Source organism: Ferdinandcohnia sp. QZ13 (genome assembly GCF_031324165.1).
Classification (GTDB): domain Bacteria; phylum Bacillota; class Bacilli; order Bacillales; family Bacillaceae_L; genus Ferdinandcohnia.
This window is the reverse complement of sequence record NZ_JAVIVW010000001.1, coordinates 345,418-368,190: the sequence shown is the minus strand read 5'-3', so window position 1 is coordinate 368,190 and position 22,773 is coordinate 345,418. Positions and strand designations below refer to the sequence as shown.

The following is a 22,773-nucleotide window of genomic DNA, read 5'->3' as shown; positions in this document are numbered from 1 at the left end:
GATACTAAAACTAGCCTCTTTATCTAAACCTCAGGATCTTACAACTAAGTAAAACTTAAATTAGAGGCAAAAGCTTTGGAAGAAGTTAATATTGGTTTACTGACAATCAAAGTCATCGTTGGTTTTGTCACTTTAATTTTTATCATTATCATAACAGGCAGAACTTCCATCATATGTGTCTCTCCATGCGTAAGGATACTAATAAATTCCATATAACCAGCCTTGAAAATAAAAATAAACGAGTAAATGGCTGACATAAAACCAATAAAAATTAGCATTACTATAAAAGCATAATCTCTTAATCTAGACACAGTAATGGTTAAGCTGTCCATGATAATGTAATAGTTCACTGTCCTTCTATTCATATTCTGTATAAATTAATTGTTTTTACAGACACTATTAAAAACGGTTGAAGGATATGTTAAGAATGACAGAGCGTCATAATAATGATAACTTCCCAGGTTATGAAAAAATTAAATCGATTCTTAATGAATCACCCGACTTGAAGTGTCGAAAGATTGAAGCTGGACAAGAGGGGATTCATATTATTTTCATGAAGAATTTAATTAAACCAGAGATTCTAAATGAATACGTCATTAAATACATTGAAGAAATTTCTGTAGAATTCTTACATTACACCTATTTAATGAAAAACATACCTATAGAAGAAATAAAGGTAAATATAGAGGAACAAGAGGTAATCTCTTCCCTATTAAATGGATATGCTTATATTTATTTCTTAGACGAGAAAAAGGCATTCATTGTGAACTGCGCAAATCCCATTGAACGCTCTATTGAGAAAGCAGAAACAGAATCGTTAGTATATGGTCCTAAAATTTCGTTTACTGAATCATTAACTTCTAACGTTAAGATAATAAGACAAAATCTAAAAGATAAGAATTTGTGCACGGATGAAATAAAAATTGGGGAACGCGTTCAAAAGCAAGTAAGAATTGTATATATAAAAGATATTGCGAACGATGACACTCTTCAGACACTTAAGGACAGGATTAATCAATTAAAAACGGAAAATATAATTGACAGTTCCGTTTTGGCTCAATGCCTAGAAGATAATCATTACTCTTTACTTCCACAATTTATCTTAACAGAGCTTCCCGATCGGTTCATCTATTCGATTTTAAATGGCAGAATTGGAGTTTTTTTAGATGGTAGCCCAGTAGCCATTATTGCACCTGCTAATTTTTTCTCATTTTTCGAATCAACAGAAGATAACTATTTGAGATGGTCTTTAAGTACATTTATTCGTTTTATCCGGTTATTTGCTATGGTAGGTTCTCTATTTTTAACAGCCATATATGTGGCTGCCATGACTTATCATTTTGAACTTATACCATCTAAATTGTTATTTATCATCGGACAATCACGTTCACAAGTTCCTTTTCCACCCTTATTAGAAGCGCTCTTACTAGAATTTTTAATTGAGTTACTTAGAGAAGCTGGGGCCCGCCTTCCTTCAAAAGTAGGACAAACAATGGGAATTGTAGGAGGAATTGTCATTGGCCAAGCAACGGTTGAGGCAGGGTTAACTAGCAATATTTTAATTATCATTGTTGCATTTAGTGCATTAGGAGCATTTTCGGCACCTATTTATGAAATGGGCACTGCTGTCAGAATTGCTAGATTTCCATTCATTATTTTAGCAGGTGTTTGGGGGTTAAACGGAATCATTGTCGGTATATGTATTCTAATGGTTCACTTGTTAAAATTAACTTCTTTAAATAAACCTTATCTTGCCCCTCTATATCCGCTAAGAATCAAAGATTTGCCTTATTTTTTAATACGTCTACCCCACCATTTTTATATGAGACGACCGTTAGTAAATCGACCAAAAGACTCCATTCGCCTAAAGGAGCGATTAAAAAATTCAACAGATTTAGATGAATTTTGAGGTGCAAAATGAAATCAAATATACGTTTTGTTAACGCCTTTATGGCATTTTTTATCATACACACTTCGCAAATTGGTATGGGGATTCTTGGAGTTCCAAGAATTATATATCTAGAATCAAAAAAAGATGCTTGGATATCCATTTTACTTTCTGGTTTATTCGTTAGCTTAATTACATGGTTAATGATATCTATCCTAAATAAAAATGAAGGTGGTACTCTATTTGAAATTCATGATCATATATTTGGACGCTTGATTGGTAGTATTTTAAACTTCGTTATTGTCATTTACTATATTGCCGTCCATTATTCGATTACCATTAGTTATGTCGAGTTGTCACTAACATGGGGATATGAAGGAGTCTATGAATGGGTCGGGGTATTGGCTTTATTAATGATAACCATTTATGCTGTATCAGGCGGATTTAGAGTAGTGACCGGTGTTTGCTTCTTATCCTTTTTATTGACTATATGGCTGCTATTTGTTGTTTACCAACCTCTTCAAACCATAAACTTAACAAGGATTTTACCTATAATGACGACAACTCCTTCAGAAATGATGATAGGAGTTTTCAAGAGCAGTTATACAATGTTAGGTTTCGAGACGTTGCTTTTTATTTTTCCATTTATAAAGGAGAAAAATAAACTTCAGCTATTTAGTCAAATAGCAGTCTGGTTAACGACCATTCTTGTTTTAATAACAACTGTAGTTTCTATTTTATTTTTTAGCGCTAAAGAATTAGAGAAGAATGTATGGCCTGTTGTCAGCATGATTAGCACGGTCCATTTTCCATTTATTGAACGCTTTGAATTTGTTGCGGTTCCATTATGGATTTTAGTTATTTTTCCAAACCTATGTATCACTCTATATATTTCTTCAAAGGGTATTAAACAGATTTTTCATATAAAACAAAAACATGGAATATGGGTCATCTCCATTATCATTTTTATCTGCAGTTTTTTCATTACGAAAAGAGTAGATAATAATTATTTTTTTGATCAAATTGGCAAAACTGGATTTTTCCTCTGGTTTATCTATCCAATTTTCTTGTATGTGATCATCTTTATAAAATCAAAAATCAATACTCATTCCAGACGGAGTTGAAAGAATGAAGAAAATTGTTATTCTGCTGTGTTCTCTTCTTTGTACTGCATGTATGGCCCCTGAAAAAATAATAGAAATGCAAGGTATTTCAACGATTATTGGTTATGACTTGCTTGATGACAATACATACAAAGGCACTATCAGTTTGTTACAATTTGACCGAAAAGAAGAAAGGACCAGTGTAACCCTTTCAGCTGAAGGAACGACTAGTAAACAAATCAGACAAAAACTAGAGGAACAAACAAGCCATGACATTACGTCTGGTCAATTAAGGACCATACTATTTAATAAAAATATGTCAGAAACAGTAGGAATTACTTCTTTTCTGGATACAATGCAACGAGATAGTAGTATCAGTTCTTTAATCTTTTTGGCCATTACTGATAATGCTGAGGAGACAATTAACAATACAAACTATGAAGAATATCCCGAAATGGGATCCTATATCTATCAACTATTAGATAAACACGAAAAGAAAGAAATGTTAGTCAACTCCAACTTACATGATTTTATAACTACACTATATGAAATTGGTATCGATCCTACACTACCCTTGATTAAAAATGAAAATGGGGTGGCACCTTCTATAGGTGGTGTTGCATTATTCAAAGATGATAAAATTGTGGGGACTATTTCGTTGATAAACACCTTTTACCTAAAATTATTCACAAATAATAATGCATTTTTAGGTGATATAACTATAGAGATTCCTGCTGATGAACTAGAGAAAAGAGGTATGGCAAAACTCAACCTTCCTAAAAGTGATATGTATAAGATTACACTTCATCCAATAAAGTACAAAGGAAACATTGAAATAAAGAACGAAGGATTTGTTCATTTAAATGCAACCATCTCCGTTTCAACATTAGAATTTCAACCCACTACTTCTTTGAAAAATAAAGATGCACTAAACAAAATGGAGCAACTAATTAGTGAAGCCCTAAACAAAGAATTTGGAAAGATACTTGAGGAATTAAAAAATTTACATACGGATCCCATTGGCATTGGAAGAAAAATAAGAAGTGTAAGAAAATATTCCCATTTAACTGAGGAAGATTTAAGACAAAATTTCTCAACACTAAAGATAAAACCAAAGATAAAGGTGGAAATTAAGCGAACTGGATCAGTTGAATAACAGTTTTTCTAACGCCACTTAACCACGGCCCAAGTGTTGATTATTCACTGGGTCTTTTTTCTCGCTTGCGTAAAATAGGCCACACTTTATCAGATGGAGCCTATTTTACGCTTACTTTTTTATTAGTCTTCCATTTGTTTTGAATTATTACGAATAACTCCAATCCCCCAAAGGAGCAAGGGAATACCTATCATATTTATCGGGAGAACAAATGGAAGCCAATATTTTTCAAGATAAGTAACTGAAGCTGCATTATTATTAGGATAAATCAAAGAAAGTACGATTGAAGCTATGGCTACAAACCAAATAACCTTTCGCCAATCCTTTATATTTAGCCATTGAGCTATCCCATAACTAGATACGAATAGGTAAATGGACAATTTTATAAATATACTGAAGATCCATATAACAGTTACAATTATTTCTAAATTTTGCAAGAATTGCATAAGCGAAATATATCTCGCCATCTCAAAAAATGGATACCATAGTCTTGAAGACAGATTTGGTCCAAATACCATTAGAATTTCTAGCGTTGAAATAGTCACTAAAATAGCTAAAACGCCTACACCCCATACAGCCCAAGTTACTCCTTTTTTCGGTTCTTCTGTAAAAGAAAGGAGCATCATTATTAAAACCGACTCACCATAAAACGATAAAGGCGTTAAACCTCCTTGTAAAATAGATTTTAATCCTGAGTCAGTATAAACGGGTAGAATCTTGTCCCATTCTATATTATTAAAATTAAGCAACAAAGTAATAATAACCATTAAAAATATCAACGGGCCCATGATTTCACTACACCGCCCAATGCCTTCAATCCCCCCTATGTAATTCACATAAATGACTAAAAGTAATAAAAGGACAATTAAAATAATCAATGGGGTTCTTGTAAATAAAGTCATTTGGATTATTTCTGATGATTGACGAAAAATAACTCCGATCACAGAAAGCCAATGGATAAAATATGGAATCACTATTATTCTCCCTAACCATTTCCCTAATATGGTTTGACTATACTGAATAAATGTTTGGTTAGGATAGAGAAGACTTAGTTTTCCTGCAGCAAAGGTGATTCCTATTCCTGCCAACCCAGCAATAACAAATGAGATCCAGGCGTCCTGCTTTGCTTCCTCAATAGCAGGTGATTGTGTCAGCAACAAAACCATTCCAATTTCTAGAGATGCAATCATCCAAAATATTTGATACTTGGAAATCTTCATTTCTGGATCTCACTTTCTTTCAAATGTAATGGAGAACCAGTTACCCCAGTTCGCTCAATATCTATTTCCACTTTAACTGTAATATCTGCATCTGAGAATTTTTTACTCCAATCCTTTTTCCATATTTTCCATTTTCCAGGGTATTTCTTATGAACAGATTGTCCAAAACCCAAAATATCTGTTTTATATTCTTTTTGAACTTTTGTAATGGTACTTTTCATATGTTCTTGCAAATTCTTATTAAATGAACGTTCTATGATTTGAAGATTCTTCGGCTGCTTTAAGTCTAATACTGTATTATTTTCACGAACCACCCCTGTTCCGGAAAGCGTTATATGAAATTTCACTTGATTATTTTGTATAATGGGTTGGATCTTACTGTTAAAATTCATACCCAGAATACCTACACTTCCTTTTTCCTCTACTAAATGTGTGGTGAATTTATGAGTATTTAGCTTGTTAGTAATCCACAATCTATCAACTGACTCCCGATAGGATAAAAATCCAACCGACTCAAGGTCCTGGTTGAAAATGGCTCTCCCGCCAAGACGGAATGTCTCTGTATCCTTTTCACGCTCCTTAGAACTAATAATTTCAAGAATCGGTAATGTCGGACTGATTCCCTCTGAGCTCGCATCTTCCAAAAAATCTTTAAACGTCGTGCTTTCTGGTCCTGCAGTACTTTGGAACATTTTCATTGCAGCAGTAGAAGGCATATCTTCCATTTTGTACTCTACCTCCATAAACTCCAATGCATCCCCGTTTTTTAAAACAAAAAAGTTCGTTCGTATGGGAAGTTCAGGTTCTCGACTGTATAAATCAAGGATGTTCGATATCCCATTTCTGGCTAAGCGTTCCCCAATTATAATGACCTTCTGATGACTTTGAAAAACTTTCCTTGAAAGCTTTCTTTGCAAATTCTGAGAAACATCCAAAAGACTTTTCCCTGTCGCTGTTTCAACCATATATCCTTTGCCTTGACCACTACTTTTCTCACCAACTTCCCCAGGAACAACAATCTGAGCACTGCCAATATAATCTCCATCTTCATTTTGGTCGAAACCCCACCCCAATATGATCGCCTGATCGTTTATTTCTCTTTCATCCCAGCATCCGGTAGTTAAAGACATACAAACCAGTATAATAAAACATATAATTAATCTTTTGATCATCTCATCCATTCGTTCCTTCCTTCAGGTTTTCGTCCGCTGCCCTTCAGGAATACGGGTTTTATCTTGACCAGCTACTCTTATAGGTCGGCGATTCATGCTCCATCTTGGTGCTCGTACCAAAACATCCTTTAGATATTTTGGATTTTGCGGGGCAATCGGACTTAAATAGGGAACCCCAAAGGATTGAAGATGAACAAGATGAATGAGGATAGCAATCATTCCTAGAATAACTCCATAGAGACCAAACAGTCCTGTTAGGATAAGTATAGGAAAGCGAAGGAACCTATATGCAGTGCCGAAGTTATAGCGCGGTACCGCGAATGATGCTATTCCTGTGGCGGCTACCACAATAACCATGGGAGCAGAGATAATACCAGCTTGTACAGCAGCTTCCCCAATAACAAGCGCTCCAACAATACTAACAGCTGAACCAATTGACTTTGGAAGCCGTATCCCAGCTTCACGTAAAGCTTCAAACATCAGTTCCATCATAAAAGCTTCAAACAACACTGGAAATGGGACATCCTCTCGTGAAGATGCTATACTAATTAACAAATTTGTTGGAATTAACTGTGGGTGAAAAGTTGTTACTGCAACGTATATAGAGGGAAGCAGCAGTGAAATATTGAATAAAATATAGCGAATCCAGCGAATAAAGGTTACATAAATAAACCGTTCATAGTAGTCTTCAGCGGCCTGCAACCCCGACCAAAAGGTCATGGGGACAATCAGTACAAATGGAGTATTGTCCACCAATATGGATACTTTCCCTTCTAGTAAACTGCCGCAAACGATATCGGGGCGCTCGGTGTTTTGAATTTGCGGAAATGGAGAAAAAGGAAAATCCTCAACAAACTCTTCAATAAAACCAGTCTCGATAACTCCATCAATTTCAATTGACTTGAGTCTCTTTCGTACTTCCTCAATAACAGAATCACTTGCAATTTTTTCAATATATACAATGGCTACATCCGTTTTTGAAAGTTTACCAATTGTAAATGACTCTATCTTCAATCTAGGGGTCCTAATTCGTCTTCGGATTAAGCTCGTATTCACACGTAATGTTTCTGTAAACCCGTCTCTTGGACCACGTATGACAGTTTCGGAGGAAGGCTCTTCAATGGACCGTTTTTCAAAACCTTTTAAATCAGCAAGTAAAGCAGTTGTTTCTCCCTCGACTAAAATGGCGACATTTGCTGTTAATATCCCATTCGTTAATTCATTTACACTCTGGGTTGATTTTATTTTAGCAACGGCACGAAGCTGATTTGCAACAAATTCTTCAAATATAAATACTTCACTTTTTTTGTCAGATGTCCTATCAGGATTTAACATCATCTCATCGAGAGGTTTTGTGTCACATAAACCATCTATATAAACAAAAAGTAATTTTGTTTTATCGTTTATAGGTACCATACGAAATACAACATCAGAACATTGATGAAAAACATCTCGCAAAAATCGTTCGTTGGTAGAAAGGTCTGAACTTATTCGTTTATCTGGTTCTTCATTAGAAATGGAATCCATCTTTTCTGAAACCTTATCTTTATTTCTTTTTCTTACGTTTAGAAGTAATTTCAAGACCATTCATCTCCTCTCGCGGTATAGTTTTCCAGAAAGAAGATGAATTATACGGGTTTGATTTTGTTCAGCTAAAATATGGATACAGTTCCCTATTTTCTGAAGAAGGACTTTTATTTAATCGTTTGATGGTAAACGGCAAAGAATCCCCACCTGTATATCAGATGGGGGTTTAGTTATAGATAACTGGTTAATAAGGTTTAATTTATTGGGTTTCATTCGATTGACAATTTTTTACTGGTAACCGAACTTCAACTGTAGTACCTTCATTTTCTTTACTTTTTATTTTTATTGACCCATTATGTTCCTGAACAATTCTAAAACATATCATTAAACCTAAACCAGTACCCTTTTCTTTATTACTATAGAACGGCTCACCTAATTTCTGAACTCGCTCCTCACTTATCCCACTTCCATTATCGCTTATTTTTATTAGGACATTTTTTCCTTCTATACTGCCTTGGATTCTGACAAACCCATTATTAGAAATTGCTTCAATACTATTTTTAATTATATTAATGAAAACTTGTTTTATTTGGTTTGAATCACACATAATTTGAGGAAGATCTTGTTTATATTCTTGGGAAATTTCTACGTTTTTCAAATTTGCTTCTGGTTTTAATAATGTCTCAACTTCTTTAAGTATAGTTTTAATATGAACCTTTTTTAATTGAATTTCTTTTGGTTTGGCAAGATTAATAAATTCTTCAAGAATTTCCTCAACTTGTTTAAAATCTCTGGAAATTACTTCAAAAAATTCTTTCTTCATGATTCCTTCCTCTAAAAGTTGAATGAATCCTTTTATAGAAGTGATAGGATTTCTAACTTCATGTGCAACACCTGCAGCTAGTTGACCCACAACCGCTAATTTCTCTGATTTTGAGAGTTGTTCTTCCATTTCCCTTTTTTCCGTAATATCTCTTCCTACTAGTATAAAATGTTCTGGAGCTCCATTCTCTCCAAGGACTGGGGTACCTAGTCCTTCAATTAATAACGATTTTCCATCAACGTTCACAAAACGAGCTTCCATCCTTAATGGATTCATAGTGTTAAATACTTTTTCAAATTCCATCATTACGCTTTGCAAGTCATCGGGATGTATTAAATCAAACGATTTTTTACCTATATATGATTTTAATGGGTTACCCAATACATTTCCAAGGGATGGTGATGCATACTGTATCGTTCCATTTATATCTAATAACATTATTATGTCCGTCATGTTTTCAGAAATCAGCCGATATTTAGCCTCGCTTTCTTGTAAAGCCTTCTCCGCTTTTTTACGTTTCGTTATATCTATACATGAACCTATGACTTGTACGACTTCTCCAGCTTTTTTAATAGGGCGTAAAGTTGCAAGATAATTAATCCCATTTAGCTCTTCCTCATAAGTAACAAATTCCTTTCCTTCCCATGCCATCAAATAGTAGGAAGTTATATTGAGAGCAGTTCTATAAGGAAGAAAATCAGCTAATTCTTTTCCGATCACTTGAGAAGGTATCATTCCAAGACGGTATAATAATTCCCCGTCACATTGTGTATGAATAAATCGTTCATTCATTTTCTTATACTTAAATATCATCCCTTGCTGCAAACGAATGGTGTCGTGTAACTCTCTTTGGGCTGCTTCCAATAATTCTTTAAATAACAATTGTTGGTTTAAGTCTTTTGGAATTCCATGTTCTTCAACTATTTTTTCGATTTCAAACCGTTTTTCTTGTAATTGGAATGCAGTTAAGGGCTTACTTAAAAAATTTCCTTGTCCTTCATCACATAAATGTTGCTGCAGAAAAACTAATTGTTCTTTTGTTTCTATCCCTTCAGCTACTACAATCAAATTTAAATTATGAGCCATTGAGATAATGGTTTTAACTATGGTTTCATCATTTGGGTTGTTTCGAAGTTCATTAAGGAAAGACTTGTCCATTTTTAATCTATCAACAGGAATGTTTTTTAAATAACTTAATGAACTGAAACCTGTACCAAAATCATCGATACTAATATGGACTCCAATCTTTTTAAGCTGTTGTAATATTGAAATTGTACGGTCAATATCAACTGTCATACTTTCAGTAATCTCAATTTCTAAAAAGTGAGGTTCTAATCCTGTTTTTTGAAGAATGGATTCAATGGTATCAATAATAGTAGTCTGATTAAATTGAATAGCTGATAAATTGACGGAAACAACTGTTGAAAAACCTTGTTGCTGCCAAGTTTTATTTTGTTGACACGCAGCATTCAAAACCCATTCTCCAATAGGTAGAATTAATCCTGTCTCTTCAGCAATAGATATAAATGTTTCTGGCGATACCATTCCCCATTCTGGATGGTCCCAACGAATCAATGCCTCGACACCCACAATTTTCCCCGTATTTAAATTGATTTTAGGTTGATAGTGAAGTAGTAACTGATTATTTTCTATCGCCTTGTGGAGCTCTAACTCTAATGTTAAAGCGTCTACTCTTCCTTCATTCTCATCAAAGGTGTAAAACTTATATTTATTTCTACCCTCTTTTTTTGCCTGATACATTGCACTTTCTGAATGTTTGATTAATAATTCTTCACTTTGCCCATCCTTAGGAAACTGGCTAACCCCAACGCAGATTGAAATTTTTATGTCAAACCCATTTACACAAAATGGACTTGAAAATGATTTAATTATTCGTTCAATCACAGATGAAATTTCATGATCATCAAGGTTTTCCAACGTTAAAAGAAATTTATCGCCAGAGTAACGAGCTATGAAACCAAATTGAATTATTATTTCCTCAATTTGTCTGGAGATTTGTTTTAATACCAAATCACCTACTCCATGCCCATATGTATCATTTACATTTTTAAAATTATTAATATCAATAAATAAAACAGCGAATGAACCATCAATAGATGATTGTAACTTGCGTTTTAAGTATTTATTAAAGTAAAAACGGTTCGGTATTTCTGTTATAACATCGTAATTAGCTAGAAAATTAATTTTTTGAAACTCTTTCTTTTTTTCTGTAATATCTCTAAAAAGTACAGACAAACCTTCCCTAGAAGGAAATACCCTTATTTCATACCATCTATTATTAAAAAATTCTTCAAATTCTACAGGTACTTGTTCCGACAATGCTCTTTCATAGCGTGATACAAATTTACGCAAGTCACTGTGTGGTAATACATCCTGAATATATTGCCCAATTGCATTTTCTCGTTTAATTTGTAAAAGTTTTTCTGTAACATTATTTATATACTCAAATTTTAATTCATTATTTAACGAATAAAATCCATCGGATACTCGCTCCAAAATATCCTTAGTATTGGTTATAGGACTCAATGGTGATCTCCTTTCGTTAGGACCTAAAAAAGGAACTAAATTATTCACCAATATATTATACAGTTATTCCCATTCAAACGACAAATTTAATATAATACATCGATATTCGTAAAACACCTTGAGCTTTCATCCATTATTAATCCCTTTTTGAAGAGTGTACCTAGCATCATGGTATTTTTCGCTCTACAACTAAAGCTTCGTTAGCCCAACAAGAAAAAGTTGCTCAGTTAATGGCAGCTTGAACTTTAACTCTTGCACCAATAAGTTGAATAAGGGAACTGAATCTCACCAAATTCTTTTCGATTTTTATTTCATTCAGGCTTATTTGATTTTTTGCATTGTGCTTGGACTAAAGTGTTATGTTTACTAATTTTCTCATCTTTACTGAGATAATGATTTGAATCATAAAAGATATTGAACAGCGCGGTTTAGTATGTTTTTTCCAATAAGACAAAAAATATGAAGTTGACTCAAAGTTAAGTGACGACCCTTTTGCGTCATTTTTTTTATTTTTGGCTGTGTTAAATAACTATGTTGATAATTCAACAAAATTAAACGCTTGGATTGATTCCAAGCGTCTACAATGTAAACTTTTATGTTTTTGCACCCCGTTAATTGAAAAGAAATTGCGACTTTATTACTGAGTTTCTCTACTATCCGCCGTGTAGTCTAATACGAAATAAAGGATGTACATTGAAATAAAGTAAGCCACCGCCGAATATATTATATTCCATTCACCATAATGTAAAATGCTAATATAAACTGCATACAACTCAAGTAATACAAGAACGCATGTCCAACACAAGACATATATAAATTTCTTAATGGTATTAGATTTCAGGGGAAAATAATTAAAAATAATAACCAGTACAGCAATTTCACCAAGGACTACAACTAGGTACAACAACTCTATTTGTTCTTTATCAAAATACCAGTAAAGATTGTACTTTAAATCTAGATAAAGATCACTTACAAAATTCATTAACAATGCAAACTGTATTGTAGCTAATAACTCGTGCCTTGTTCTTTTTCTAGGCATTTTTAGAGCAACTAAGAAAACTAATATAACAGTTACAATAAATAGCTTCACCAAGAGGAACACCTCGTTTTAAAAAACAACAATATCAACCTTATTATCATTATTTTATCGATGAATTATTCTTCTTTAACTACCCTTATCCTTTAGTGGTGGAACGATAAACTTTCACCAAAAAGGTATTTATTTTAAAGTTTTCCATTAAACAAAAAAAAACGACTTAATGTCGGTCTTATAATACTTTTAGATTTAGATTAACGAGTTGATTAAGTGCTTCGTTAATCGAAGTAATTGAACGACCGAGAACTTTCTCGAAATCATTGCTATCTACTTCTAGTGAACCATTAAGAATTCTTTCTTGAATTCCTACTACAATTGTGGATCACAAAATCAGGTAAACCTAAGCCTCTCATTATTTCTGAATATTGTTCGTCACTAACTTGTTGTACAGGTATATCTTTACCTAATAAATTCCCAAGAGCAGATGCCAATTCTTCTTGAGTTAAAAGTGGACCTGAAAGTTCATAACTGTATTTTCGTGACCGTTTCCAACAAGATCTGCAGCAGCTGCATCGGCGCAATCTTGTTGTAGTGCCCAACCTACTTTACCTTCTCCAGCAGATGTTACCCATGGAGCTTCTGCGAGAGTACCTCGTATGCTTCATATTTCGTTTTCCAAATACCAATTGTTAAGTAAGAAAGAACATGGGATACCCGTTTTAATGATCGCTGCTTCGGTCTCAAAATGAGTTGGAGCCATTTAATTTTTGCTATCTGTTGCATTGGCTAAGCTTGTTTAAGCAATAAATTTTATCCCTGCACATTCAGTTGCATGGACAGCATTAGCATGTTGTTGGATTCTTGTGTCATTGTCACCATCATTAGAAATAATTAATAACCGGTCAATCCCTTTAAAAGCATTATCTAATGTTTCTGGTCGGTCAAAATCGCCTTGACGAATATCCACTCCACGTTTACGAAGTCCTTCTGCTTTTTCTGGATTTCGGACACTCATCACCAATATACTTGTAGGTACAGACTTCAATAACTATTCTACAACCTTTGAACCTAATTATCCCGTTGCTCCATCCTCTGACATCACAATAAATGAATCCCCCACTTTAGGAATATTCCAACCATTTAAGATAATTTACCAATTTAATATAACATTAAAGAATGTTATGTTTACTCCTATTTTTGGAACAATACAATAGATTGCATTAACGAATAAGGAGGTTAATTAGAAATGGATAATCAAAAATTAGCCGATCATGAATCATTGGATTTACATGAAGTTATTAATTTCAAAACACTTTGCTTAGCGAAATCAAAACTAATGCAAGGACTCGTATTTGATCATGATTTGAGAGCATTAATGCAAAAAGATGTTGAACAATCCATGCAAGCGCTTAGAGAATTACAGGCAGTTTATCAACGCGCACCTTTTGAAGCTCCAGTTCCTCAAAACCGGCCAACACCAATAATAAATTGAAAAGGAGGCAATTTCATTGAACCAGGACTATTTAGACCCAATAAACGCGTTACACGTACCAGAGCTAGCTGATACCACATTTGCGATGGACTTACTTCTTCGTGCCAAAGAAGGTGTGCGCAATATTGCTGTCGCATTAACAGAGTCTGCATCACCTGATGTTAGGACCCTCTTACGAAAGCAGTTAATGCAAGGTATTGCCATGCACCAAGAAATTACAGAACTAATGATTAATAAAAAATGGTTCCATCCATACGAACTAAGTGAACAGTATAAACTAGATCAGCTATCTGCCAACAATACATTGATGATGGGCAAAATGAATCTATTCCCGGTTGAGACCAATAGAAAAGGTATGTTTGACCGGACACCTGATGATCACTAACACTGGAGGCTGTATAGCATGAAGGCAGTAACGTATCAAGGTATTAAAAATGTTGTAGTCAAAGAAGTTCCAAATCCAAAAATTGAAAAACCAGATGACATGATTATTAAAGTAACGAGTACAGCTATATGTGGGTCTGATTTACATTTAATTCATGGCATGATTCCTAATCTGCAAGAAAACTATGTTATTGGTCATGAACCAATGGGAATTGTTGAAGAGGTTGGACCAAATGTTACGAAAGTAAAAAAAGGGGATCGTGTTATTATTCCTTTTAACATTGCCTGCGGGGAATGTATTTATTGTAAAAACCATTTGGAAAGCCAATGTGATAATTCTAATGATAATGGTGATATGGGTGCTTATTTTGGATATTCTGGTACAACAGGTGGTTATCCAGGCGGGCAAGCTGAATATTTAAGAGTACCATTTGCCAACTTTACTCATTTCAAAATTCCAGAGACTTGTGAGGAACCAGATGAAAAGTTAACAGTTATTGCCGATGCGATGACTACTGGTTTTTGGAGTGTTGACAATGCAGGCGTAAAGGATGGAGATACAGTAATTGTTTTTGGCTGTGGTCCGGTTGGCCTTTTTGCTCAAAAATTCTGTTGGCTAAAAGGAGCAACGCGTGTCATTGCCGTAGATTATGTAGACTATCGTTTGCAACACGCCAAACGTACCAACAAAGTTGAAATTGTAAATTTTGAACACTTTGAAAATGTGGGAATGCATTTGAAGGAAATGACGAAGGGCGGCGCTGATGTTGTCATTGATGCTGTTGGTATGGACGGTAAAATGACTGATTTAGAGTTCCTTGCGAGCGGAATGAAACTTCAAGGTGGAGCATTAGGTGCGTTTATCATGGCTACACAAGCAGTGCGTAAAGGCGGGACAATTCAAGTTACTGGCGTTTACGGCGGTAGATATAATGGTTTCCCTCTTGGAGATATTATGCAGCGAAATATCAATATCCGCTCTGGGCAAGCACCTGTGATTCACTATATGCCATATATGTTTGAATTAGTTTCGACCGGAAAAATTGACCCAGGAGATGTCGTAAGTCATGTACTTCCACTTAGTGAAGCAAAGCGTGGCTATGAGATTTTTGACACCAAAATGGATGATTGTATAAAAGTCGTGTTGAAACCTTGAGGAAGGAGATAAAAAAATGAAATACGCCTTACATGAAGTTCTTGAAGTCCATGAAATAGCTGCATTTAAGACCACTTGTTTAACTAAATCCAAAACAATGAGAGCATTAGTTACAGATCCGCTATTAAAAGATATTATGCAGCAAGACATTGATGTATCTACGAGACAATTACAAGAATATGCTTCTATCCTTTCCAACGCTAAGCAGTAAATTAGGAGATGAATGAACATGAATCCAATCATTGAAACATTAACTGGCATGGACGCATTATCGGATCAAGTGGTTGCAATGGATCTACTCATTTCAGCTAAAAGTGGAGTTAGAAATTATGCCATGGCAGTTACGGAGGCAGGAACACCGGAAATTAAAGAAATGCTCACTCGCCATTTAGTGGAAGCTCTTGATATGCATGAACAAATATCAGCATATATGGTAGAAAAAGGATGGTACCATGCTTGGGATACAAACGAACAGATCAGTTTGGATTTAAATAATATCAATACAGCATTGAACTTACCGACTTTATAAATAATCCCCAGGAACAGTTTAACACTTTCCAAATAAACTGTTCCTATTAAAACCATTTTGAGTTTATTTCGCAAAACTAAATAAAGTTAATACTTCTTTGTTACTCGTGTTTGTATCGCACTATATAATAAAAACATAATTGACTATTTTTATTATGAAAAGGTCGGAGCAGGAAATTCACCAATTTTCATACGAAGTAAACTATAAGGTTTCTGTCGTAGGTCTTTTCCATAATGAAATCTAGGCTGCCGATGTAATTGGTTCACAATGACATACAAATATTGATCCGGACCAATTGAAAAAGTATCCGGCCACAAAATTCTCGGATCATGTGCAATGGTTTCCATTGTGCCATTCGGCAATATTTTACGGATACTGTTGTTTTCATAATCTCCAGCATAAACAGTTCCCTTTGCATCGGTGATCATTCCATCAGACGCACCTTTTTCTCCCCAATACTCCACATGATAAGGTAAATCCATGTCCGGTATATTCCTGTCTCTCAGGGCTTCTGTTGAGATCGAGAACAAATGACGACTGGTTAGTGGAGCAAAATATAAAAGCTTTCCATCTGGAGAAATAGCAAGACTATCAGAAGCCAATCTAAATGGAGAAGTTGAACCGTCTTTGTTTCGATTCATTAAAATTTGACCTTCTACTTTCGGTAAAAAATAGGGATCGGGTGAAGTTGAATTTGCTCCATTTAACCGTCTAAACGCGTTTCCATTTTCTAAATCTACGACAATAATTGCTCCTGGTCCTGTAGAAGAAGAATCCGTTATATAGGCATAACCGGCGTTTCCAACACGAAAATCAAATCGGACATCATTCAGATAAGTTGTTGGTAAAACAACATCTTCTTTAAATGTATATACTCTTCGAATTGTATTGGTTTTTAAATCAACAGCGACTAATTTGGCCCCACCTTTAATAGGTTCAGAAAAATTGGGTGCCGCTGTATCTAATATCCAAAGCGTTCCCCTTCCATCAGCAACTACACTTTGGACACTGATGAAAGTCATTGTGATATTCTCGGGGTTAACCAAATTGGTTTGTAAATTAGGATAAGGCTGCAATTTATCCTCAACAATTTCCCCCACCGTAAATTTAACATCGTCTCCCCATTTCGGAAAGCAAATGAAAATACGACCGGTTTCTGAAAGAGTAACACCTGTAGGCATAGCCCCATAAAATGCATAAACTAGTTCTAAATTACCGAAATATTTTTCACTAGGTAACATTGGTTTCATAATATCCTCCTCACGCATTCAAACGGGATATCTCCTATATATGATTTATATTTTTTCTAGTGCATGTTTCTTAATAAGTTTTTCTATACGAAAAGATGATTAAATTGATTTTTTCGAAATTTAATAAGTCTGTCAGAAGAAAGAAAACATTTTAATTTAAAGGTCTCCAGATGAAGTAGATTTCAACTAGCAGGTAGCGAAGTTCAATATTCCCGAATCAACGTTAAGCTGTTATAAATAAAAATCCGAAAAATTTCCCTTTAAACTTTGTGAAGAAATGTACTTAATGGAAACTGCCCCGGTAGTTGAAGAAGTTACTTCTGTGTCTTTTTTATTTTATGATCAACATTCCCATTTGTACATCCACTTTCAATGTCCTGGTGAGCCTCTAGGTTCTGATACAACGGATAGTATTTTTAAAGAACGGCTTTTTATTTTTGCATCCTTCACACCAACCATTACTCCTTGAGAAAACAATACAACCCTATTATCCATTTTCATTTTGTCTTTTTTTGTAAAAACTATTGGAATTTTGTCGAAACCTAGTATAATATTCCTGTAAGACTAGTCTAAAAGTAGTAATGATTGATATCAGATAAAGGCAAACTTATCGAAAGGTAAGGACGCAAAGCTAAGGGCCTAAAGCAGTAATGCTATGGTAGCCTAGCTGCCGTGAGAAAACAGTTCAAGAGAACCTGTATTTTCTTCAGGTTCTCTTTTTGTCGAGAAAATTAAGGAGGTGATCAAACATGTCAATTAAAGAGAAATATACGGGAGAAATATATCATCATTTTCAGCCTGTGTTCAACCTAACCGATAAAAAAACATTTGGATTTGAAGCTCTTCTTAGAACGGGCGATAATAACAGTCCAGAAAATATCTTTCAAAACGCAAAAGTAAATGGATTGCTTTATGAGTTAGACTTATTATCAATAGAAAAGGCGATAGTAACATATTCATCGACTGGTTATACAATAGAAGAAGGCAAACTTTTTCTTAATATTTTACCTTCCACAATTCTACATGATACATTTTTAGAATTCATTATGACCATCGTTAGAAAGAATTATCTTTTTAAACAAGAAATCATTCTAGAAATTTCGGAATCTGAATTTGTGGAACAATATGAAACCTTTAGGGAGAGGATTTATCTTTTAAAAGAACTAGGATTCAGAATCGCAATTGATGATTATGGAAAAGGATATTCTGATATCAAGAACATTCTGGAACTAGAGCCCCATTATTTAAAATTAGACCGTTATTTTTCTAAAAACCTTGCATTATCTAGTAAAAAACAAGAACTTATTTCTTTTATTAAAAATTTTTGTGAAAAGTATGGGTGCAATATTATTTTAGAAGGTATAGAAAGAAAAACTGATTTAGAAACAGCTTACAATTTGGGAGTACAGTACGCACAAGGATATCTATTAAGTAAACCTATTAAATTAAATACTAAAACACTACAATATTGAATTAGGATAGCGTTCCTGTCTCTGATCAATATTAATATAAAATATGTGAAATTGGTGTAAGGCAGAGTCCCTGCTTCTTGCTAATAACACGTTTGGTCCTTGTTAGACAGACAAAGGGTTGAAGGTGTTTTTTATTTTGTTTAAATTACCATATAATTCTGAATTGAAAACGCTATAGGAGAATTTTAAAATGCAAAAATATGTCATTATCCAAGTGGACAAAGGAGATTTTGCTTTACCTATTCATGGAGTTCTTTCAATAGAGAAAGCAATTATGCCTACTATACTTCCACAAGCCCCTGAGTACATGAGGGGAATAGTGAAAATACGTGAAGAGGTCGTCCCTGTTATTGATATGAAACAGTTATTGTTTAGTAATCAATCCATTCTTTCAGAAACTTTAAAGTATATCTTGGTTAAGACAGATGATATACATATTTGTTTATTAGTTAATCATTCTAAGGAAATTTTAGAGGTTTCAGATGATGATATTGTCCCATTTAATCATATGGAAACCTCAAAAAATTCTTTAGAAAGAATAATTAAACTGGATGAACAATTGATACCAATTATTAATATAACGAGATTGTTCAATCAATTATCAAATCTAAAAGTTATTAGGGAACAAGTAGAGAAATTATTTTAGAATACAGAAAAATATAACATTGGAGTGTAAATGATGAAAGTTTTTATAAATTTAAAATTAGGCACAAAAATTAATATATTAGTTATAACTATTATTCTTACTTTGTCATCTATTATAGGTGTGGTTGTTAATCATCAAATCACAAAAGGTATTGAGGAGTTCGCTCTAGAAAAAGCAAAAGGTGACCTTAATCTTTCCTTTAGATATCTAAATAGTGAATATCCAGGTGAATGGGAATTAAAAGAGGATAAACTTTATAAAGGTTCAACTCTTATGAATGATAATTACGAAGTTGTTGATACAATTGGTAAGGATACAGGTGATACAGTAACAATTTTCTTAGAAGATACTCGAGTATCTACCAATGTTATGTCTAATAATGAACGTGCCGTAGGAACAAAAGCATCAAAAGAAGTCGTGGAAACGGTTTTAAAAAATGGAGAAGTATATTATGGAGAGGCAAATGTAGCAGGAATACTATATCAAACTGCATATATGCCTTTATTAGATAAAAATGATAATGCTATAGGCATGTATTATGTAGGTGCTCCGCAATCTATAATTGAAAAGATCTTAGGAAGTTTTTTAGTAACATTCTTAATCGTTCTCGCTGTAGTCGTTGCCCTTTCAATATTAGCGGTTATTATATTTTCATCAAAAATTAAGAAGAGGTTACAATCCGTTTCAAATTCTCTTGAATTAGCAGGTAATGGTGATTTTACTGCTGAAATTTCGGATAACTCAGGTGACGAATTAGGAGACTTGTCTAAGAACTATAACCTCATGACTATGAATCTTAAAAAGATGATGAATGAGGTTATAGTAGCTTCAGAACTAGTGGCTTCTTCTTCTGAGGAATTAACCGCTAGTGCTGAACAAACGAGTAAAGCAACAGAATCAATTACGGAATCTATTCAGCAAGTTGCAAGTGGAGCAGAACATTCCACCGCAAGTGTACAAGAGAGTGCAAGTTCATTAGATGAAGTAACAACACAGGTACAATCAATTGCAGAAAATGCATCTTTCATTACAGAAGTTAGTTCTAAAGCTACTCAAAAAGCAAAAGAAGGCGGGGAGTTTGTAGATAAAACCGTAAAACAAATTAACTCTATCAGCATGTCTGTAACTGAAAGTGGAGTGGTACTTAAATCATTAGATAAGCGTTCTAAAGAAATTGGTGATATATCTGGCGTAATTTCCGAAATAGCAGAACAAACGAATTTATTAGCACTTAATGCAGCTATTGAAGCAGCAAGAGCAGGAGAACACGGGAAAGGATTTGCGGTGGTTGCAGATGAAGTAAGAAAATTAGCGGAGCAATCTCGCCAATCTTCTTCACAAATTTCGAAGTTAATCTTTGATATTCAACAAGATATGATTCAGTCAAATAAATCGATAGAGCAAGTGACATACGATGTTAAGGATGGTTTAGATATTGTTCAACAAACAGAAGAAAATTTCAAAGAGATCCTTACTTATATGGAGAAGTTAGCTGACCAAATTAATGACATGGCAGCGACAACAGAAGAAGTAACAGCGAGTATTCAAGAAGTATCTAGTACTGTAACTGAAATTTCTCATGTTTCTAATGAAACATCCATGTACTCACAAAATGTCGCAGCTGCTGCAGAAGAACAACTTGCATCAATGGAGGATATATCAGCGTCTTCAAATGCCCTATCAAACCTTGCGGAAGAACTTCAAAATACGGTTAGTAGGTTTAAGGTTTAATCATAAATTGGTACTCTAAAAAAAATCCTACGCCAAATTAACTAGTGTTGAACCTAATATTGTGACTATTGTAAAATTTGTAGTAAAAAATATAATAGGATGGGGGAAAATTACAAAACGGCATTGCGAATTTGAACTCCCCCCTGTCAAGTAGACAGTGGAAATAATATAAAATGACCTAAGCGGCTTTAGCTCTATACTCCATATGGCTAAGGCCGTTTAATCGTTTTTGATATCTATTGTGATTATAAAAATGAATGTACTCATCTATCGCAGTAGAAAGTTCCACAAATGTCTTATATTTATGCAAATAATATTTTTCACATTTCAGTGTTCCAAAAAAAGATTCCATTGGTCCATTATCAATTCAGCGACCAACTCGCGACATACTTTATGTCATCTTCGCCGCATCTATCTTTCGTTTAAATCCTTTAGAGGTGTATTGGAACCCACGGTCACTATGGATAAGTGGATGTTCCTCAGCTAATAATAGTACTGTAGCTTGATCAAGCGTCTTGAATACAAGTTTATTGTTATTGGAATGTCCTAGAACATAGCTTACAATTGATCCGTCATAAAGATCACGAATCGCACTTAAATAGGCCTTTTTTGACTGGCCATACTTAAGTTCTGTAATATCCGTAACCCATTTTTCATTTGGTTTTTCCGCGGTAAATTCCCGATTTAATGTATTTTCTGCTACATGTTGAGGTGTAGAGCGTTTATATTGTTTTCTCTTGATACGAATGACAGAGCGTAAGCTAGCTACTTTCATCAGTCGATAGATTCTTTTATGATTAAGTTTCTCTTCAAACTTTCTATTCATATGAAGTGTCATTTGACGATAGCCGAAGGTACCATCAACTTTTTCATAGAGAATTTTCATTTCTTTTATAATTTCTTCATTCAGTATTTCTCTGGTAGAAGGAGTACCATTAAGCCACTTATAGTATGCGGATCGTGCAATTCTCGCAATTTCACAAAGTAAACTAATACTTAAATTCTCTTTCCTGTGAAGCTCCTGAATAGCGACATACTTATCCTCAAATCGGATTTGGCTTATTTTCGCCTCCTTTCGATCTCCTCTAACTTTTTTAAGAATAAATTCTCCGCACGAAACGTTCATTTTCTCTTTCTAACTTTTTTATTTGAAGTTTGATTTTCTCTCCTGGAGATAGCTTACCTTCTTCTTTCTTATGACCACGCTTATCTTTCAGCGCTTCATCTCCGCCATCCTCATACTTCTTAACCCATGGATATACCTGCTGGTATGAGACATTATAGACTTCGGCTGCCCTCTGATAATCTTTCCGATTTTTAATGCAGTAGTTCGCTATTTCAATTCTCTCTTCTACTGTTGTTTTTCTACCTTTGGTCATAGACTGGTTTCTCCCCTTTGAAGTTTCCTTTAATTCTCTATGACCATTATAAAGCTTTATCCATCCTTGCAGTACAGAGTGACTAGATATTTCGTACTTATGAGTTAACTCAATAAGAGAATAGTCTCCAGACAAGGCATCTCTTACTGCAGATAACTTTAATTCCTTTGAATACCGCTTCCATCCGTTGGATCTTTCAAGCCCGTAATTCCCCCTTTTCATAAGCCTTTAAAATTATATATTTTTCTTCCTTAAAAAACTT

General features: G+C 34.3%; 20 protein-coding genes, 1 pseudogene and 1 riboswitch. Of the genes and pseudogenes, 11 read left to right on the top strand and 10 right to left on the bottom strand.

The window, feature by feature from the left end; all coding sequences use genetic code 11:
* Positions 1-427: 427 nt before the first annotated feature.
* From RGU12_RS01865 to RGU12_RS01855, 3 genes are read left to right on the top strand one after another with little or no spacing between them, the layout of a single operon-like run.
* The gene (locus tag RGU12_RS01865) at positions 428-1,909 is read left to right on the top strand and encodes a spore germination protein (RefSeq protein ID WP_309534552.1); all 1,482 of its coding nucleotides are present in this window, start codon (positions 428-430) and stop codon (positions 1,907-1,909) included.
* An 8-nt stretch (positions 1,910-1,917) separates the two neighbouring features.
* On the top strand, positions 1,918-3,012 hold the full coding sequence (locus tag RGU12_RS01860; protein ID WP_309534551.1) for a GerAB/ArcD/ProY family transporter: 1,095 nt from the start codon (positions 1,918-1,920) through the stop codon (positions 3,010-3,012).
* Between the two features lie 4 nt (positions 3,013-3,016).
* Entirely contained in the window at positions 3,017-4,147 is a 1,131-nt protein-coding gene (locus tag RGU12_RS01855) for a Ger(x)C family spore germination protein (protein ID WP_309534550.1), read from the top strand.
* 122 nt (positions 4,148-4,269) lie between these two features.
* On the opposite strand, the gene RGU12_RS01850 is transcribed toward RGU12_RS01855, so the two are convergent.
* The 6 genes and pseudogenes from RGU12_RS01850 to RGU12_RS01830 all read right to left on the bottom strand — a co-directional run bounded on the left by RGU12_RS01850 (position 4,270) and on the right by RGU12_RS01830 (position 13,517).
* Entirely contained in the window at positions 4,270-5,367 is a 1,098-nt protein-coding gene (locus tag RGU12_RS01850; protein ID WP_309534549.1) for a GerAB/ArcD/ProY family transporter, read from the bottom strand.
* Complete coding sequence (locus tag RGU12_RS01845; protein ID WP_309534548.1) at positions 5,364-6,548, bottom strand: Ger(x)C family spore germination protein; 1,185 nt, start codon at positions 6,546-6,548, stop codon at positions 5,364-5,366. Before RGU12_RS01845 ends, RGU12_RS01850 begins: the two co-directional genes overlap by 4 nt.
* A 12-nt stretch (positions 6,549-6,560) precedes the next feature.
* Positions 6,561-8,066 (bottom strand): spore germination protein, encoded by a 1,506-nt coding sequence (locus tag RGU12_RS01840; protein WP_309536254.1) that lies wholly within the window; start codon positions 8,064-8,066, stop codon positions 6,561-6,563.
* A gap of 259 nt (positions 8,067-8,325) precedes the next feature.
* Positions 8,326-11,436, bottom strand: coding sequence for an EAL domain-containing protein (locus tag RGU12_RS01835; RefSeq protein WP_309534547.1), 3,111 nt, complete (start codon positions 11,434-11,436; stop codon positions 8,326-8,328).
* A gap of 637 nt (positions 11,437-12,073) precedes the next feature.
* Entirely contained in the window at positions 12,074-12,475 is a 402-nt protein-coding gene (locus RGU12_RS23745; RefSeq protein WP_396232333.1) for a CBO0543 family protein, read from the bottom strand.
* Positions 12,476-12,704: 229 nt separating this feature from the next.
* A pseudogene (locus RGU12_RS01830) lies at positions 12,705-13,517 on the bottom strand (NmrA family NAD(P)-binding protein).
* Between the two features lie 201 nt (positions 13,518-13,718).
* On the opposite strand from RGU12_RS01830, the gene RGU12_RS01825 reads away from it, so the two are divergent.
* Genes RGU12_RS01825 through RGU12_RS01805 form a run of 5 tightly spaced genes read left to right on the top strand, consistent with a single transcriptional unit; the run spans position 13,719 to position 16,033 of the window.
* Positions 13,719-13,964 carry a spore gernimation protein GerQ gene (locus RGU12_RS01825; RefSeq protein ID WP_309534546.1) on the top strand — a complete coding sequence of 82 codons (246 nt, stop codon included), beginning with the start codon at positions 13,719-13,721 and terminating at the stop codon, positions 13,962-13,964.
* A gap of 16 nt (positions 13,965-13,980) precedes the next feature.
* The gene (locus RGU12_RS01820; RefSeq protein WP_304217332.1) at positions 13,981-14,349 is read left to right on the top strand and encodes a spore coat protein; all 369 of its coding nucleotides are present in this window, start codon (positions 13,981-13,983) and stop codon (positions 14,347-14,349) included.
* A gap of 18 nt (positions 14,350-14,367) precedes the next feature.
* Positions 14,368-15,504 (top strand): zinc-dependent alcohol dehydrogenase, encoded by a 1,137-nt coding sequence (locus tag RGU12_RS01815; protein WP_309534545.1) that lies wholly within the window; start codon positions 14,368-14,370, stop codon positions 15,502-15,504.
* Between the two features lie 16 nt (positions 15,505-15,520).
* Positions 15,521-15,715 carry a hypothetical protein gene (locus RGU12_RS01810; protein ID WP_309534544.1) on the top strand — a complete coding sequence of 65 codons (195 nt, stop codon included), beginning with the start codon at positions 15,521-15,523 and terminating at the stop codon, positions 15,713-15,715.
* Between the two features lie 18 nt (positions 15,716-15,733).
* Complete coding sequence (locus RGU12_RS01805) at positions 15,734-16,033, top strand: spore coat protein (protein WP_066322149.1); 300 nt, start codon at positions 15,734-15,736, stop codon at positions 16,031-16,033.
* A 152-nt stretch (positions 16,034-16,185) separates the two neighbouring features.
* Here RGU12_RS01805 and RGU12_RS01800 read toward each other — a convergent pair whose 3' ends face one another.
* Positions 16,186-17,283 carry an L-dopachrome tautomerase-related protein gene (locus RGU12_RS01800; protein ID WP_309534543.1) on the bottom strand — a complete coding sequence of 366 codons (1,098 nt, stop codon included), beginning with the start codon at positions 17,281-17,283 and terminating at the stop codon, positions 16,186-16,188.
* A 590-nt stretch (positions 17,284-17,873) separates the two neighbouring features.
* A riboswitch (cyclic di-GMP riboswitch) is annotated at positions 17,874-17,958 on the top strand.
* Positions 17,959-18,032: 74 nt separating this feature from the next.
* Here RGU12_RS01800 and RGU12_RS01795 point away from each other — a divergent pair.
* The 3 genes from RGU12_RS01795 (at position 18,033) to RGU12_RS01785 (ending at position 21,132) form a co-directional block, all read left to right on the top strand.
* Positions 18,033-18,755 carry an EAL domain-containing protein gene (locus RGU12_RS01795; protein ID WP_309534542.1) on the top strand — a complete coding sequence of 241 codons (723 nt, stop codon included), beginning with the start codon at positions 18,033-18,035 and terminating at the stop codon, positions 18,753-18,755.
* Between the two features lie 190 nt (positions 18,756-18,945).
* Positions 18,946-19,401 carry a chemotaxis protein CheW gene (locus tag RGU12_RS01790; protein WP_309534541.1) on the top strand — a complete coding sequence of 152 codons (456 nt, stop codon included), beginning with the start codon at positions 18,946-18,948 and terminating at the stop codon, positions 19,399-19,401.
* 33 nt (positions 19,402-19,434) lie between these two features.
* Positions 19,435-21,132 (top strand): methyl-accepting chemotaxis protein, encoded by a 1,698-nt coding sequence (locus tag RGU12_RS01785; RefSeq protein ID WP_309534540.1) that lies wholly within the window; start codon positions 19,435-19,437, stop codon positions 21,130-21,132.
* A gap of 178 nt (positions 21,133-21,310) precedes the next feature.
* On the opposite strand, the gene RGU12_RS23740 is transcribed toward RGU12_RS01785, so the two are convergent.
* From RGU12_RS23740 to RGU12_RS23850, 3 genes are read right to left on the bottom strand one after another with little or no spacing between them, the layout of a single operon-like run.
* Positions 21,311-21,484: an IS3 family transposase gene (locus RGU12_RS23740; RefSeq protein WP_396232296.1), complete on the bottom strand. Its 174-nt coding sequence runs from the start codon at positions 21,482-21,484 to the stop codon at positions 21,311-21,313.
* Positions 21,485-21,523: 39 nt separating this feature from the next.
* Positions 21,524-22,258: an IS3 family transposase gene (locus RGU12_RS01780; RefSeq protein ID WP_309534539.1), complete on the bottom strand. Its 735-nt coding sequence runs from the start codon at positions 22,256-22,258 to the stop codon at positions 21,524-21,526.
* A complete protein-coding gene (locus RGU12_RS23850) occupies positions 22,227-22,733 on the bottom strand; it encodes a helix-turn-helix domain-containing protein (RefSeq protein WP_505307728.1) in 507 nt (168 codons plus the stop codon). The genes RGU12_RS01780 and RGU12_RS23850 overlap by 32 nt, the downstream gene beginning before the upstream one ends.
* Between the last annotated feature and the right edge of the window lie 40 nt (positions 22,734-22,773).